The organism is Erythrobacter sp. JB1-7 (assembly GCF_057365015.1).
The window spans coordinates 2,048,105-2,062,822 of record NZ_CP200291.1 but is presented as its reverse complement, the minus strand read 5'-3'; the positions used below and the strand labels follow the sequence as shown (position 1 = coordinate 2,062,822).

At 59.2% G+C, this 14,718-nt stretch carries 15 protein-coding genes; 10 read left to right on the top strand and 5 right to left on the bottom strand.

The features are described from left to right. Positions 1-119: 119 nt before the first annotated feature. Both AC0V6W_RS10020 and AC0V6W_RS10015 read left to right on the top strand, forming a co-directional pair. The gene (locus tag AC0V6W_RS10020) at positions 120-818 is read left to right on the top strand and encodes a MotA/TolQ/ExbB proton channel family protein (RefSeq protein WP_486149595.1); all 699 of its coding nucleotides are present in this window, start codon (positions 120-122) and stop codon (positions 816-818) included. Beyond that, a complete protein-coding gene (locus AC0V6W_RS10015; RefSeq protein ID WP_486149593.1) occupies positions 815-1,246 on the top strand; it encodes a hypothetical protein in 432 nt (143 codons plus the stop codon). Before AC0V6W_RS10020 ends, AC0V6W_RS10015 begins: the two co-directional genes overlap by 4 nt. Before the next feature lie 31 nt (positions 1,247-1,277). Here AC0V6W_RS10015 and AC0V6W_RS10010 read toward each other — a convergent pair whose 3' ends face one another. Beyond that, entirely contained in the window at positions 1,278-2,393 is a 1,116-nt protein-coding gene (locus AC0V6W_RS10010) for a GGDEF domain-containing protein (RefSeq protein WP_486149591.1), read from the bottom strand. A gap of 270 nt (positions 2,394-2,663) precedes the next feature. Here AC0V6W_RS10010 and AC0V6W_RS10005 point away from each other — a divergent pair, with 270 nt between their 5' ends. The 6 genes from AC0V6W_RS10005 to AC0V6W_RS09980 all read left to right on the top strand — a co-directional run bounded on the left by AC0V6W_RS10005 (position 2,664) and on the right by AC0V6W_RS09980 (position 7,980). Then, positions 2,664-3,128: a flagella basal body P-ring formation protein FlgA gene (locus AC0V6W_RS10005; protein ID WP_486149589.1), complete on the top strand. Its 465-nt coding sequence runs from the start codon at positions 2,664-2,666 to the stop codon at positions 3,126-3,128. A 78-nt stretch (positions 3,129-3,206) separates the two neighbouring features. Beyond that, a complete protein-coding gene (locus AC0V6W_RS10000) occupies positions 3,207-3,509 on the top strand; it encodes a flagellar biosynthesis anti-sigma factor FlgM (RefSeq protein WP_486149587.1) in 303 nt (100 codons plus the stop codon). A gap of 64 nt (positions 3,510-3,573) precedes the next feature. Then, positions 3,574-3,855 (top strand): flagellar protein FlgN, encoded by a 282-nt coding sequence (locus AC0V6W_RS09995; protein ID WP_486149585.1) that lies wholly within the window; start codon positions 3,574-3,576, stop codon positions 3,853-3,855. A 153-nt stretch (positions 3,856-4,008) separates the two neighbouring features. Continuing rightward, the gene (locus AC0V6W_RS09990; protein WP_486149583.1) at positions 4,009-4,779 is read left to right on the top strand and encodes a transglycosylase SLT domain-containing protein; all 771 of its coding nucleotides are present in this window, start codon (positions 4,009-4,011) and stop codon (positions 4,777-4,779) included. A gap of 355 nt (positions 4,780-5,134) precedes the next feature. Further along, positions 5,135-7,258 carry a flagellar biosynthesis protein FlhA gene (locus AC0V6W_RS09985; RefSeq protein ID WP_486151554.1) on the top strand — a complete coding sequence of 708 codons (2,124 nt, stop codon included), beginning with the start codon at positions 5,135-5,137 and terminating at the stop codon, positions 7,256-7,258. Then, a complete protein-coding gene (locus AC0V6W_RS09980) occupies positions 7,255-7,980 on the top strand; it encodes a sigma-70 family RNA polymerase sigma factor (protein ID WP_486149581.1) in 726 nt (241 codons plus the stop codon). The genes AC0V6W_RS09985 and AC0V6W_RS09980 overlap by 4 nt, the downstream gene beginning before the upstream one ends. On the opposite strand, the gene AC0V6W_RS09975 is transcribed toward AC0V6W_RS09980, so the two are convergent. From AC0V6W_RS09975 to AC0V6W_RS09960, 4 genes are read right to left on the bottom strand one after another with little or no spacing between them, the layout of a single operon-like run. Then, entirely contained in the window at positions 7,977-9,263 is a 1,287-nt protein-coding gene (locus AC0V6W_RS09975; protein ID WP_486149579.1) for an acyl-CoA dehydrogenase family protein, read from the bottom strand. The genes AC0V6W_RS09980 and AC0V6W_RS09975 overlap by 4 nt on opposite strands. Before the next feature lie 10 nt (positions 9,264-9,273). Beyond that, positions 9,274-10,647: a phosphotransferase gene (locus tag AC0V6W_RS09970; protein WP_486149577.1), complete on the bottom strand. Its 1,374-nt coding sequence runs from the start codon at positions 10,645-10,647 to the stop codon at positions 9,274-9,276. A 6-nt stretch (positions 10,648-10,653) separates the two neighbouring features. Beyond that, positions 10,654-11,427 (bottom strand): M48 family metalloprotease, encoded by a 774-nt coding sequence (locus tag AC0V6W_RS09965; RefSeq protein WP_486149575.1) that lies wholly within the window; start codon positions 11,425-11,427, stop codon positions 10,654-10,656. A gap of 30 nt (positions 11,428-11,457) precedes the next feature. Further along, positions 11,458-12,885, bottom strand: coding sequence for an aldehyde dehydrogenase family protein (locus tag AC0V6W_RS09960; protein ID WP_486149573.1), 1,428 nt, complete (start codon positions 12,883-12,885; stop codon positions 11,458-11,460). 190 nt (positions 12,886-13,075) lie between these two features. Here AC0V6W_RS09960 and AC0V6W_RS09955 point away from each other — a divergent pair, with 190 nt between their 5' ends. Continuing rightward, positions 13,076-13,795 carry a glutathione S-transferase family protein gene (locus AC0V6W_RS09955; RefSeq protein ID WP_486149571.1) on the top strand — a complete coding sequence of 240 codons (720 nt, stop codon included), beginning with the start codon at positions 13,076-13,078 and terminating at the stop codon, positions 13,793-13,795. Positions 13,796-13,846: 51 nt separating this feature from the next. Continuing rightward, on the top strand, positions 13,847-14,710 hold the full coding sequence (gene mtnP, locus AC0V6W_RS09950) for an S-methyl-5'-thioadenosine phosphorylase (protein WP_486149569.1): 864 nt from the start codon (positions 13,847-13,849) through the stop codon (positions 14,708-14,710). Positions 14,711-14,718: the final 8 nt, after the last annotated feature.

The window sequence follows — 14,718 nt, the reverse complement described above, 5'->3', positions numbered from 1 at the left end:
GCAAAAAGCTGCCCTTAGAGCGTTTGGCCGGGATGCGGGCAGCAGGTGCGCGGCCTTAAATTTCCCCGCCTCGTGCCGTTCTCAACTTGAAGCATGAACCGCAATCAAAGGACGCACAAATGGGGTATGATTGGCCGGGGATGATTGATCCTGGCGCGCTTGTCATTGTGCTTGCCGGCACCGCTTTGGCGACTTTAGCGCGCTGCGGGTGGCGCGATCTGACGCTTGCGCTGCGCACCTTCACACGGATTGGCACGCCCGATTTTGCGGCCGATGAAAACCGCATGGCGCTTGCCCCCGCTCTCGCTGAGATAAAGCGGCGCGGCCCGATGTGCACCGATATACCCCTGCCGCCGGATCGCTCGCTAGCCAAAGTGCTGATCGCCTTTGCCCGCGCGGGCTCGCTTGACGCGCTGCACGATACGCGCCGATCTGAAAAAGCGCGCCGCACATGCGTATCCGACCGCGCGGTGCGTACGTTCGAATATGCCGGCGAACTTGCGCCCGTTTTTGGTCTGGTGGGCACTTTGTTTGCGATCAGCCAGCTTGGCCCCCTGGGCGGCGAAGGCCCGGTTGAAAGCGCCATGGCCGCGATTGGCACCGCTGTGCTCTCGACGCTGTATGGCATGCTGCTTGCCCATCTCATCTGCCTGCCGATTGCCCGCGCGATTGAGCGCAAAGCCACGCGCGAAGAGGAGCAGCGCGATGAACTACTCGAATGGCTCAGCATCAGCCTGGCAGGCGGCGCGCGCATGGCGGCGAAAACACCCGCGGGTGCGCCCTTTCAGGATCGCCCCACTGGCCGAGACGCTGCATGAACCACCGCCTTACCGCAAGCTGGCAGCTGATCCTGGCCGACCTTGCGCTCATTCTGTTTCTGGTGACGCTGGCCGCGCTTGCGGGGACGAGCGAGCGCAGCGCTGCGATTGAAAATGCCTTGCCCGGCCAGTCATCCACCGGTCAGGCGGTGACAGCGCCGGTGCAAGCGCTTTACCGACCTTCACCCGATGTGGACGCATTCGGCGTTTGGCTGGCCGATCAACCCAATGATCCGCGCGCGCAAGTGACGATATATGCAAATTTTGCTGAGGGTTCGCAGGCGCAGATATGGCAGCGCGCGCGGGCCATGGCGGATGATGCGCGGCGCGCTGGCTTCAGCCCCAAAGTGGTGATCGCACCGGGTTCGCGCGATGATATCTATGCCAGCATCGCTTTTGACACGCCCCCGCAATTGCAGCAGCGATAAGGCGGCCCCCACCGCCTACAAGACGATCCGCTTACACAGAGATGACGCGATTGCGCCCGGCTTCTTTCGCTTCGTACAAGGCCGCATCCGCTCTCGCGAGCGCGGCGCGGGTGTCCGTGCCTTTTTCCACCTGAGCAATACCGCCGGAAAAGGTAACCTTACCAAACGGCCGCCCGGTTTCGCGGTTCATCAGCAATTTGGCCGCCTGCGCACGCCGGATCCGGTCGAGTTTGAGATGCGCAGCTTCTTTATCGAGACCGTAAAACAAGAGCACAAATTCCTCGCCCCCATGGCGCGCGACAAAGCATTGATCATCGGCGTTGTCGCTCAGGATATCGGCAATCGCGCACAGCACTCTGTCGCCTGCATCATGGCCATGGCGATCATTGATAAGCTTGAAGTTATCGACATCGCAAAACCCTACACACAAAGGCTCATCGCGCGATTGTGCGCGTTCGGTCGCGGTGACCAGCCGGCGTTCGAATGCGCGGCGATTGGGCAGATGCGTCAAGTGGTCGATATCCGCTTCCATCCGCGCTTTTGCCAGATTTTCGCGCAATTGATCGGTTTCGCTGCGGCTTTTAGCCATGGCTGCCTCGACCTGTTCGATGCGTTCAATCACAGACCGCGACAGGTCCACCACCCGCGATATTTCGCGCGGGCCTTCCTCAGGCAGATGCATATCTGTCATGGATCGGATTTCGGCATCAATCGATGCCCGGTAATCGCCCGTATCATTCTGCGCCGATTTAGCGGTCTGAGCAAAGCGGATCAAAGTGTATTCAAGCTGGTCCATCAGCTTTTCAAGCTCGCCAATGCGGCTGGTGACTTCAGGGTCTTGCCGGATAACCTCATCCAGCCAGCGCTGATCGATCGGTTCACCTGAAATTTCGCGCGTGGCAAATGTTTCTGCCAGATCGGCATTGGACCCCGAAAGCGCGCCGCAGATCGCGGCGAGATTCATCGAATTGATCTCAAGATCATGGCGCATCGAAAATTGGCTGATCCGCGCTAACAGATCCTGACGCGCTTCACGCACGCGCGGGGCGGTGCCGGTGTCTTTTACCCGGCCCTGTTCATCAAGGATTGTGCCCTTGGAAGGGCTGAATTTGTCGTCCTCCTGATCGAGGCCGTAATATGAAGGCATTGCAAAAACCCTGCGTCTGAACTGGGAAAAAATCCCATAAGCATCCGACACTTAAAGTACTACTCTAAGCGCGGTAACGGATTCCACCTAGTTGCGGCCCACATTTTTCGAATCGCGCAGCTTGGCACGAGGCTTGCTGCTGTCCCACTGTTTAATCGAAAATGCTCTGGCTGAAAACCATGCATTAACAATAGGGATAAAGCGGTGGAATTGTTAGTTAACTTTGGTTTCAAAAAATGTTTCATGGTGCCTGTTGCAGCAACGCTATGCTTGGCATCGCAGCCCGTTTGTGCCGCGCCGCCAGATCGCACTGAACCGCGCGCCATTGATGCCGCTGTCGCGCAGTTTACCGGCGCACAAATCGGTGAGATTGGGGGCGCGCGTTTGCCGGCCGATCACCGCTTGCAACTGGCCGCATGTCCAACCCCTTTGCAGACCGCATGGCACGGCACCAATCGCAGCACTGTGCGGGTCGAATGCGCTGGCCCTAAAGGCTGGCGCATCTTTATCGCGACCCGCCCGCTGCCCAAGCCCGCCAAAGCTGCTCAGACTGTCAAACGCGGCGATCCAGTTACCGTAGTGATCAAGGGCCGAGGATTTTCCGTCCAGCAAACCGGCGAAGCTTTGGAAGCGGGCACAATCGGCGACTGGATCACGATCCGCACCGCGCGCCAGGCCGATCCGGTGCGCGCACGTATTGAACGGCCCGGTATCGCGACCATTCCGGCAAGCTGACGGGCTTGAACTTTCTGCCCCTTAAACAATCCGCACCTATGCCGTTCTGTAGTTGAGACGGCCAATTGGAGACCCGAAATGCCTTCTTTCGAACTGAGCAAATTGCAAGCGGCCACTCCCGCGCGCGCGCTGTCCGAAAGCGACCAGACACAGCTTAATGCCTCTGCCCAAACCGCCTCAAAGGCCGCCTCGCAAAGCGCAGGCGAGCCGGGTGTGGCGCTGGAAATTGGCGCCGGCATAGACGTTGCAAAGCCGCCCTTTGACAGCGACCGCGTGGCCGAGATCCGCGATGCTCTGCGCGATGGCAGCTATCCATTGGTGCCTGCAAAAATCGCCGATGCGATAATTGCCGCACGCATCAGCCCCACCATCGCAAACTGAGCCCGAACCCATGAGCTTTCCCGCTTCTCAAGATAACGCTGCCCTTACGGCAAATTTGCGGCAAATGGTTGCCGTACTGGAACGCGAGCGGCAGGCGCTTGCCGGGCTGGATGCCGATGATCTGTTTGAGGCCGCGCATGCGAAAGAGGCATTGTGCGATGCGCTCCAGCCATTCTCAGCCGCCCCGCTTCACACAGAGGCGCGTGAACTGGCAGAGACTGCGCGGCAGCTCAACGATGTCAATCGCCGGGTGCGCAATCTGCTGGCAGCGAATGTGTCTGCGCGGATCGAAGCTTTGGGCGGAACCCCGCGCAGCGCTTACACCGCGCAAACGGCGTTGGGATAAGCGCGCCCTCTCCCCGCGCCCCCAACGCCCCGCAACACGCCGGTATACCGGCACGGGGGCACGCCCTACGTAATACACCTTAACCATAACTGGCACGCCAATTGCTCTGCTGGGGGAAACCCAAGCACGCCAAGCAACAGGGCCTTGCCATTTATGACACAGCCATCGCCGTTTTATCTGCCGTCTTTGCCGCAGATCCGGTTGGATACAGATCCGCGGGCCAACCCACAGGCCAACCCACAGGCGCGCCGGGTCACGGCCCAGCCGGTGCTGGCAGGCCCAGCCGCGTCCGCAGGCCCCGCACCGTCAGTCAAAAGCGCCATCGCCGATGCCGCCCGGCGCACCAGTGTCGATTTCGACTTTCTGGTCGCGCAGGCACAAGTGGAATCCTCAATGGACCCCCATGCCCGCGCCCGCACATCCAGCGCGATGGGGCTTTACCAATTTATCGAAAGCACATGGCTGGAAACCATGCAGCGCCACGGGGGCCGTTTTAGCCTTGGCGATGTCGCGAGCCAGATCAGCAGCGATGCGCGCGGACGAGCGCAGGTCGCAGACCCCGCGCAGCGCGCCGCGATCCTCGCCATGCGGTCCGATCCGCAAACCGCTGCGTTCATGGCGGCCGGCCTGGCGGAGGACAATCGCGCGCATCTGACCCCGATCCTTGGCCGGCAGCCTGATCATGGCGAATTGTATCTGGCGCATTTTCTGGGCGCGGGCGGCGCGGGGCGGTTTCTGTCGGCCATGGCTGACAATCCCGATCAAAGCGCGGCGAGCCTATTTGCCCGGCCAGCCGCTGCCAATCGCGCGATCTTTTACAAACGCGGCGGACACCCGCGCAGTCTGGCAGGCGTGATGAATGTCCTCGATAGCAAGATGGAGCGCGCTGTAATTCAGGCTGAGGGGATGCAGGCCGGGGGTTGAAGGCGGCCACCGCGATCACTGCACCGACCCCGTACTCCATAGTAAACGGCGCAGCATCGGCGCCTGTCAATGCTGCGGCAATCAAAATGCGCGGCCGCCGTTCGCTGTCCGCACCGCTATCAGCGCCCCCTGTTCCATCACAGTCCCCGGCTGGCTCTGCCTCTCGCCTGCCCATTTCGAATGTTCTGCGCGATACATTTGGCGCAGGCACAAGCGGAGGCACAGGAGACGGCGGGGCTGATCAAAGCGCGGCCAAAATTGAGCGCGCCTATAAACAATTCCGGGCGTTCGGCCTGTGAACGGTAATGTGAGCGGTAATGTAAGCGGCCCCGCCGCCTTGCCCCAAAGCCCACTGATGGAGCGCCTGCGCGCAGCCCCTGCGGCCATGGCACTGCCGGTTGGCATCTTTGCGCTGTTCGTGCTGATGGTGCTGCCGATCCCGCCGCTTTTGCTCGACATGTTTTTCGTGCTCAACATCGCGATAGCCGTCGCGGTGTTGATGGTGGCGCTGAATGCGCGCACCCCTCTTGATTTCTCCTCCTTCCCCAGCGTTTTGCTGTTCGCAACCCTGCTGCGGCTCGCGCTTAATGTCGCCTCCACCCGGATCGTGCTGGTGAACGGCCACGAAGGCGGCGCGGCAGCGGGCAATGTGATCGAGGCGTTTGGCCAGTTTCTTGTTGCTGGAAATTTTGCTGTCGGGCTGTTCGTTTTCACCATCCTGCTCATCATCAATATGATCGTCATCACCAAAGGCGCAGGGCGCGTGTCCGAAGTGTCTGCAAGGTTCGTGCTCGATGCTTTGCCCGGCAAACAGATGGCGATTGACGCCGATATCGCCGCTGGCCTGATCACCGCCGAAGAAGCCCGCGAACGCCGCCGCGAAACCACGGTGGAGGCGGATTTTTATGGATCGATGGATGGCGCATCGAAATTCGTCAAAGGCGATGCGATTGCCGCCTTGCTGATCCTGGCTGTAAATGTGATCGCGGGGCTTGCGCTTGGCATGATTAGCCACGGCCTATCGCCAGCCGAAGCGGGCGAATTGTACATCACGCTGGCGGTTGGCGATGCTTTGGTGGCGCAGGTGCCCGCTTTGCTGCTTTCGATTGCGGCTGCGGCGATTGTCACCCGGGTATCGGATACGCGCGATCTGACTGGACAGATTGGCGGACAGTTTTCCGATCCGCGCGGCTGGTTGCCGGTGGCAGTCATTCTGCTCGCCATTGGCGTTGTGCCTGCAATGCCGCAAACCGTATTCCTGCCCGCTGCCGCGATTGCGGGCGGGATCTGGTGGGCGCTCAAATCGCGCACGGGTCAGCCAGAACCCGAACCCATCACCGCCGAAGAAACCCCCACGGACCGCATCGACATCGCCGATGTCAGCGATGCGACCATGGTTACAATAGAGCTTGGCTATGGCCTTGTGCATCTGGTGGACGAGGCCAAAGGCGCGCCATTGCTCACCAGGATCACTGGCATTCGCAAGCAATTGTCGCGCGAAATGGGCTTTGTCCTGCCCCAATTCCGCATTCGCGATTCGCTTGATTTTGGCCCCAATGATTATGCCGTCGTGCTGGGCGGGGTCACCATTGCCAGCGGCGCTGCCAAGCCTGCCAAATTGCTCGCCATTGATACAGGCGATGTGCGCCCCGGCCCCTATGCGCAGCTGGGCGTAGTGGGCGAAGAAACCCGCGATCCCAGCTTTGATTGCCCTGCTGTGTGGATTGATCCCGGCACGCGCGATCACGCCATTGCCGAAGGGTTTTTAACCGTCGATCCCAGCACTGTGATCGCCACTCATGCCAATCAGGCTTTGATGGGGATGTGCGACCAATTGCTTGGCCCCGAAGAAGTGCGCGCGCTGCTTGATGATTTGAAAGAACGCGCGCCTGCTCTGGTGGAAGCGGTCCATCCTGAACCCCTTTCGCTTGCCGCTGTCACGCGCATTTTCCGCGCGCTGATCGCTGATGGGATCGGCCTTTCGCATCCCCAGCCCGTGTTCACTTCGCTTGCCATTGCACTGCAATCGACGCAGGATTTCAATGCGCTGGTTGATGCGGTGCGCGTGGATCTGGGCGCGCGTCTGGTGGGGCGGATTTGCACCCCGTCTGAAAAGCTCAAAGTCATCACTCTGGATGCAGGGCTGGAAGCTGCCGTGCTGGGCGGAATGCCTGATCCTGCCACGGGCCAACCCATGATCGAACCTGATCTGGCAAGCCTTATCGCGTCAAGCGCTTCTGACTACACAGTAGAGGCTGGCGGGCCGATTGCGCTGATCGTTCAGCCGCCCGCGCGCCGCGCCATCGCCCAGCTTTTGCAGACCCGCGCACCGCGCTGCATGGTGCTGTCAATCAATGAATTGCCCGCGACCCAGCCTGTCGAAGTGATCGGCCTGATCGGCGGCACGCCTGGTTCCGAAAACGCGGGCGGTTCTGAAAACTCAGGTGGGGCACCCACCAATCCGGCGATCGCGGCATGAAGCACGATCCCAAAAGCTTTGCTCAGGCGTCGCCCTATGCATCCACCTCGCGCGCCGAAGTCGAAGCGCGCGTGCGCCAGTTTCTGCCGCTGGTCAGGCGTTCGGCTTGGCATATCTATGGCTCTGGCCGCGAAGGGCTGGAGATTGAAGATCTGATCCAGGCGGGCATTCTTGCGCTGACCGAATGCGCGCAGAAACACACCGGCGCTGTCGAAGATGGCTTTGCAGCCTATGCCAAATTGCGCGTGCGCGGAGCGATGCTGGACCAGATCCGCAAGTTGATGAACGACACCCGCACCGCGCGCAAAAAACGCGCCGCGTTTGAACGGACAGCGGCGATTTTGCGCGGGCAATTGGGCCGCGATGCCACCCGCCATGAAGTGGCAAAGGCCATGCAAATCTCGGATGCGGAATTGCTCGAGATTGAAAATTCCAACGTCTCTGTCTCGTCAATCTCGGACGAATATGATGAAACCAGTTCTGCCTTTGCCGCGCAGGAGCCTGACCCGTTCGACATTCTGTCAGGCGAAGAGGATCGCGACCGTCTGATCGCGGCCATGACCAAACTGCCCGACCGCGCCAAACTGGTGCTGCAATTGTTCTTTGTCGAAGAGCTGAACCTCACAGAAATCGCGGCCGTGCTGGAAGTGAGCGTACCGCGCGTGCACCAATTGCGCGCCAAAGCGCTGAAGGATTTGCGCGGGCTGCTGGAGGGGGATTAGCCGTACATCCCCCGCTTCGGCCCCAAATACCCGAACAGATAGGCGCCCACTTTGCGCATTTGAATTTCTTCGCTGCCTTCGGTGATCCGGTAACGGCGGTGATGGCGGTAGATGTGTTCGAACGGCGTGTGGCGTGAATAGCCGATGCCGCCATGCACCTGCATCGCGCGGTCGGCGGCTTCGCAGCACAACCGGTTTGCCCAGTAATTGCACATGGAGACTTTGTCGCTGATCGTGCGTTCGATCTCTTCGTGCGGCATATTGTCCATCTCCCATGCGGTTTTGAAGATGAGCAGGCGCAGCATTTCTGCCTGTGTGGCGAGTTCCACCAGCGGGAACTGGATCGCCTGGTTCTTGGAGAGCGCTTCGCCAAAGGGTTTCCGTTTGCGCGCGTATTTGACGCTTTCATCGATGCAGAACAGCGCCGCCCCGCAGCTGGAGGCGGCCTGGCGGATGCGGTTTTGGTGGACGAAGCTTTGCGCCAGCGCGAGGCCGCGGCCTTCTACGCCCAGCACAGCTTCATCGGGCACCCACACGTCTTTGACAGACAGGCGCGGGTGATCGGTGGGCATGTTGAACGTCCACATCCATTCCTCAATCTCGATGCCGGGTGTGGGGTTGGGGACAAGGAAACAGGTGATGCCGCTCGCCTGCCCCGCCTCACCTGCCGTGCGCGCAAACATGGCGCAATGAGTGGCGGTGTGCATGCCGGTGATCCACATCTTCTCGCCATTGATCAGCCAGCCGTCCTCGCCATCGCGCTCCTGCCGGACGGCGGTGGTTTCCATATGGGTCGCGTCCGAACCGTGATCGGGTTCAGTAAGGCCAAAGGCAACGCGGCGGGTGCGTTCGAACCCGCCGGTGATGAATTCCTGTTTCTGCGCCTCGGTGCCCCATTGATCGAACATGGCGACGAAGGGGAAATTGCCGACGATGGAGTGTTCGTTTTGCAGATCATTGTGGAGGCCCAGACCTTTCCTCGCAAAATGCTCGCGGATCACCGCCATCCAAAGGTTTGAGCCATCCTTGCCGCCATAGCGCCCCGGTGCGGAAAACCGCCAATGCCCCGCCTTGTCAGCGCGCGCGGTGGCTTCGCGCAGCAGCGCCTCCCATTCCTCACGCGGGAGGCCGCCCTTGTCCCAATCGGTGCGCGCATGTTCGCGGCGGTGATCGAAGAAGCGGATATTGTCATCTTGCTGCTCAAGCGGCTTGATCTCGGCCTCGATAAACGCGTCGAGTTCTTGCAAATAGGCCTGAAGATCGGCGGGAATTGCGAAGTCCATTATTCTTCTCTCAATCTTTGATTGCCGTTCCAGCCAACAAGCGGCCAATTCTCTTCCGCCACTTTGAGCGCGGGATACTTAGGGAGTCTATCCTCACTTTGTCGAGAACGCGTCGACGCAGAGTGGCAAGATCGACATCGGTGATCTCGAACTCACCGCTCAAGAGGCAGCGCGAGAGCTTGTCGTCAAAGTGAAGATCCCAACCACCATCGAGCAATTCTCTCTTCGCTATGCCCAACGCATTTCTTGCAACGGCGAGCTGGAACCGGTCGTGACCACTCAATTTGTCCTTCAATGTTGAAAGCCATTCTGTCACCGTATCTAGAACTTCCCAACCAACCGCTTCGCCTTCTTCGAATGTCTCTTCACACGGATAGTCGATCACCGGATCGGCTCGGTCGTGCTCTGGCCATTCCTCCTCCAACAGCATCAGCAAGTCCAATTCCTGCTCGCTTGTCCGCCGCGAGATCACCACGCGCTCCAGCATTCGATCCTCACCGCTGCGCCAAATCGCTGCCATTTTGAGGCAGCCGAGCGCCCACCAAACGGTGCGGTGGATCAGCCAATAGCGGAAGCGCTTGCGGTCAACTTTGCGTCCGCCATTTGCCTCATAGGCTTCGAAATAGGTTTCCAGATTGGACAGCCCCAAAGCAGGCCTGTCATATCGGTGGAAGCGCCACACGGCCATGCAGCCGAACGCCAAGTCCTCGTGGTAATCGCCAAAATGCGCCAGCTCCCAATCGAGCACGCCAGTGAGCCAGCCATCTTCTACCAGCAGATTGCCCATCCGGTAATCGCCATGGATCAGCACAGGGTCATCGGCCTGCGGCGGGCAATTGTCTTCCAGCCATTTGATCCCCAGCGCGATGATCGGGCGGTCGCCGCCTGCTTCGTCAAATTGCTTGCGAAAATCGGCGATGGCATCGCGCGTGTTCAATTCGGGCACTGAACCGGGCACATCACCCGGTTTGATCGAGTGAATGCTGGCAAGGTTGGCCGCGCATTCAGCGATGAGCCGGTCTGGCTCATCTGTTTCGAGGATCTGTTTGGGATTGGGCGTGCCGGGCAGCGCCTCCATCACAAAGCCCGAGCCGATGCCGTCGCCCGGCTCCAATTCTGCCACCACAACAGGCGCTGAAACCCCGGCGGCCTTTGCGGCGCGAATGACCGCAGCTTCGGTATCGTGGCCGAACGGGCGATCTTTCATGAAATCCGCCGACGGCGCGCGGCGCAGCACAAACGCGCTGCCGCCGCTTTCAAACCGCCAGCTTTCCATTGTCGCGCCGCCGGTCAAGCGCGCAAGGCCGGTGGGGGCAGACAGGCCAGCACGCGCGCATACACGTGCCAGGCCTTCTAACAGGTCATCGGCGGCGGCATCCCCCACCGCGATTTAGCTGAGCTTTTTGCGCATCCGCTTTGCGCGCGCTTTCGGGCTGGGATGCGTTTTGGTCCATGCCAGCCCGCCGCTGGGACCGCCCATGGCTTGCAGTTTTTCAAGCGCCGTCACGCAGGCATTCGCGTCATAGCTGTTGGCCTGCATAAATTCGAAAGCGTAATCATCGGCTTGTTTTTCGTGCTTTTGGCTGTGCTGCGCGCTGATCACATCGCCAAAGAATTTGCCAAGCTCGGTGTTGGACAATTGCCGCGCGCGATCATCAGCGGTTTGCGCGACGGACAGCGCAGCATCGCGCTGCAACGCGCCTTGCATGCGTTTCTTGGTGTGTTCGCGTTTCACATGGCCGATTTCGTGGCCGATGACATAGCGGACCTCGTCATCGGTAAATTCATCCATCAACCCTGCGAACACGCGAATGGTCCCGTTGGCCATTGCAAAGGCATTCACATCGCGCACCAGATAGGCTTTGATATCAAGGTTCAGCCCGTCATAGCTTTCCAGCCCCTGCGACAACGCCGCCATGCGCTGGCCATAAGGATTGTCCATGCCAGCAACCGGGTTTTTGTTATCCATGTCCTCGCTCATCTGGTCGAAGAACACTTTCATTTCGGCATCGGAATAGCTCGCCGCCTTGGCGACTTTCTCTACCGATTTCATGATATTGCCAAAACTCTGCGCGCTGGCGGGGGCTGCAATGCTCATCCCGCCAAACAAAGTGGCCATCGCGACAAATTCGCGCCGCGATGGGGTATAATCGTGCTTACTCATAGTGCCCTCATGCAAACAATAGGATCCGGTTTACGCCGGAACGTTTTGTTTATTCACCATAATCACTTGAGGATAGGTAAATTCCAGTAGGCCTTCTTTGCCATATTCCGCGCCAAACCCGGATTGCTTGTGCCCGGCAAAGGGCGTGTGCGGGGTGAGTTTGAGGAATTGGTTGACCCACACGGTGCCCGTTTCCAGTTTCTCGGCGATTTCCACCGCCTTGTCCTCATCCGCTGACCAAACAGCGCCTGCCAGACCATATTCGGAATTGTTAGCGCGGCTGATCACTTCATCCTCGCTTGAGAATTTCATGAGCGGCATGACAGGGCCAAACTGTTCTTCGGCTACGATCCGCGCGTCTTCGGGCGGGTTATCGAGAATGGTGAGCGGCACGAAATAGCCGGTGCCCGATGGATCGGTGTCGCCGCCGGTGAGGAATTTATATCCCTTGTCCTTGGCATCCTCGATCAGTTCCAGAACGCGGTCATATTGTTTCTTGTTCTGGATCGGGCCAACGCCGGTACCTTGTTCACTGCCATCGCCAACGGTCACGTTTTTCGCGTAATCGGCAATGGCCTGGCTCAATTCGTCATAGATATCTTCGTGGATATAGACCCGTTTTGCCGCGATGCAGATCTGGCCTGCATTGGTGAAGCTGGACCAGAACAATTGTTCGGCCACCTTTTTCGGATCAGCATCGGGCATTACGATGCTGGCATCATTGCCGCCCAATTCCAGCGTGATGCGTTTGAGATCAGCCGATGCGCCTTCCATGATCTTTTTGCCGGTCGCGGTGGAGCCGGTGAATGTGATCTTGTCGATATCGGGATGCGCGGTGATCAGCGGGCCAAGGCTGTCTTCGCCCGTGATGATATTCACAACGCCGGCAGGCGCCGCATCCGCGATCAGTTCGGCAATGCGCAGAGTTGTGAGCGGGGTGAAAGGCGAAGGTTTCAAAATGATCGTGCAGCCCGAAAGAATTGCAGGGCCGATTTTTTGCACCGCCATGGAAACAGGGAAATTCCACGGCACAATCCCGCCCACAACGCCAACGGGCACGCGGCGGGTGCGGATGGATTCCTTGTCGTCATCCTTGTTCATTTCATCATCAAGGTCGAGTTCTGATTGCGTCGCCATCATATAGGCCGCGCCCATGATTTCGCCTTTGGCCTGAGCATGCGGTTTGCCCTGTTCTGCGGTCAGCAGGCGGTACAATTCTTCGGTGTTGTCCGATATCGCTTTAGAGATCGCCATCATTGCCTTGCGGCGCTCTTCGATCGGAGTTTTCTTCCAGCTTTCAAACGCGGCGCGCGCTGCGGCCACCGCTTTATCCAGCTCACCCGCCCCGCAAGCGGGCACCTGGCCGATGACTTCTTCGGTGGCCGGATTGACCACGTCGAGCCAATTGCCCGTTTCGATCATCTCACCATTGATGAGGTTTTTGTACTGTGTCGCCATGGGGTTTTTCCTCTCAAAAAACATGGTCGCAGCATCGCGGCCGCGCAGAGTTGCTGTTTGCTGGATAAAGGTGGCGTGTTGCAGATTAAAACGCAACTGCGCATTCAATAGGTGCCTTTGCAAACTGGCGCTACTGGTTGCGCTATTGTCATGGCAGCGTATGGCACGCGTCAGCAGGAGAACCGCAGATATGTCAGATAGCCCCATGCCGGGAAATAAAGCCGATCTCGTCTTTTACGGCAGCCCCGTTTCGCCTTTCATGCGCAAAGTGGCTGGTGTTTGCCTTGAAAAGGATGTGCCGTTTGAAATTGAAGCGGTCGATGTGTTCAATCCGCCCAGCTGGTTCACCGAAATCTCCCCGATGAAACGCATCCCAGTGATGCGCGACCGGTCCATCGCCAGCGAAGGCATTGGCGGGACAATCGCCGATTCCAGCGCGATTTCAGGCTATATTGAGAAAAAGCACCCCGCCGCCCCGCTTTATCCCGCAGAACCGTTCGCCCATGGCCGCGCGCTGTTTTTCGAAGAATATGGCGACACCGCGCTGGCCGCAGCGGTTGGTCTGGGCATTTTCCGCCCGATCTTTTTCGCGATTATGAAAGGCGCTGAGCCAGATGTGGCCGCCGCCAAAAAGGCGTGGGAAGAGCAGATGCCGCCCGTCCTTGATCACCTCGAAGGATCGCTGACCGGCGCGCAATATTTGGCAGGGGATGCGTTTTCGATTGCCGATATCGCGGTGGTGTCGTGTTTTATGCAGGCAAGCCTTGTGATCGAAACCCCGCTTGATAATTGGCCTGCATTCAAGGAATATTTCGAAAGGCTAAGCGCGCGCCCGGCAATCGCTCAACCCTATGCGATGGCAGACAGGTTTATCCGCAAAGCCTTGCCCGAACGCTTTGTCCTAGCATAAAGCGCTGCTGTTTAACTCAATAGATACAGATTGAAGGCACGCGGGATAACCATGGCGAGCGACTGGTGCATCGGGATCATTGGCGGCTCAGGGCTCTACGAGATAGAGGGCCTTGAGGATGAACAATGGATCGCGATTGAAACGCCTTGGGGCGATCCGTCCGACGAGATTTTATGCGGCACTTTGAACGGGGTGAAAGTGCGGTTTCTCCCTCGCCATGGCAGAGGCCATCCGATCAGCCCGACAGATCTGAATGCGCGCGCCAATATTGATGCGCTCAAACGCGCTGGCTGCACCGATATTCTGGCGATTTCTGCGGTAGGTTCGCTGCGAGAGGCGATTGAGCCGGGCCGCTTTGCCATTGCCGAACAATTCATTGATCGCACCGTGCACCGCGCTTCCACCTTTTTCACCAGCGGCTTTGTCGCGCATGTTTCCATGGCTGATCCCGTCTGCCCGCGCCTGTCTGAAATGGCAGCAAAAGCGATTACGGCGTGCAAAGGCAAAGTGGCCACCGGCGCGACGTATCTTGCCATGGAAGGCCCGCAATTTTCCAGCCGCGCGGAAAGCCGGATGTACCGCCAATGGGGCGCAGACATTATCGGGATGACCGCCATGCCCGAGGCCAAGCTCGCCCGCGAGGCAGAGCTGCCTTATGCGCTGGTCGGCATGGTGACAGATTATGATTGCTGGCGAGAAGGCGACGCGGTCGATGTCGCGCAGGTCATCGCGCAGATGAGCGAGAACGGCGCATTGGCGCGCGAAATGGTTGGCAAATTCGTGGCCAGCCTGCCCAAAAAGCGCAAAGCCTCCCCGATTGATACCGCTCTTGATGATGCCGTCATCACCGCGCCCAGCGAACATGATCCCGCGCTGGTTGCCAAACTGGATGCAGTGGCGCGGCGCATATTGTAACGGCGCGC

Coding starts and splice junctions, on each gene's coding strand:
- AC0V6W_RS10020 (WP_486149595.1), top strand. CDS start 120: ATGGGGTATGATTGGCCGGGGATGATTGATCCTGGCGCGCTTGTCATT.
- AC0V6W_RS10015 (WP_486149593.1), top strand. CDS start 815: ATGAACCACCGCCTTACCGCAAGCTGGCAGCTGATCCTGGCCGACCTT.
- AC0V6W_RS10010 (WP_486149591.1), bottom strand. CDS start 2,393: ATGCCTTCATATTACGGCCTCGATCAGGAGGACGACAAATTCAGCCCT.
- AC0V6W_RS10000 (WP_486149587.1), top strand. CDS start 3,207: ATGCCTTCTTTCGAACTGAGCAAATTGCAAGCGGCCACTCCCGCGCGC.
- AC0V6W_RS09995 (WP_486149585.1), top strand. CDS start 3,574: ATGGTTGCCGTACTGGAACGCGAGCGGCAGGCGCTTGCCGGGCTGGAT.
- AC0V6W_RS09990 (WP_486149583.1), top strand. CDS start 4,009: ATGACACAGCCATCGCCGTTTTATCTGCCGTCTTTGCCGCAGATCCGG.
- AC0V6W_RS09985 (WP_486151554.1), top strand. CDS start 5,135: ATGGAGCGCCTGCGCGCAGCCCCTGCGGCCATGGCACTGCCGGTTGGC.
- AC0V6W_RS09980 (WP_486149581.1), top strand. CDS start 7,255: ATGAAGCACGATCCCAAAAGCTTTGCTCAGGCGTCGCCCTATGCATCC.
- AC0V6W_RS09975 (WP_486149579.1), bottom strand. CDS start 9,263: ATGGACTTCGCAATTCCCGCCGATCTTCAGGCCTATTTGCAAGAACTC.
- AC0V6W_RS09965 (WP_486149575.1), bottom strand. CDS start 11,427: ATGAGTAAGCACGATTATACCCCATCGCGGCGCGAATTTGTCGCGATG.
- AC0V6W_RS09960 (WP_486149573.1), bottom strand. CDS start 12,885: ATGGCGACACAGTACAAAAACCTCATCAATGGTGAGATGATCGAAACG.
- AC0V6W_RS09955 (WP_486149571.1), top strand. CDS start 13,076: ATGTCAGATAGCCCCATGCCGGGAAATAAAGCCGATCTCGTCTTTTAC.
- mtnP (WP_486149569.1), top strand. CDS start 13,847: ATGGCGAGCGACTGGTGCATCGGGATCATTGGCGGCTCAGGGCTCTAC.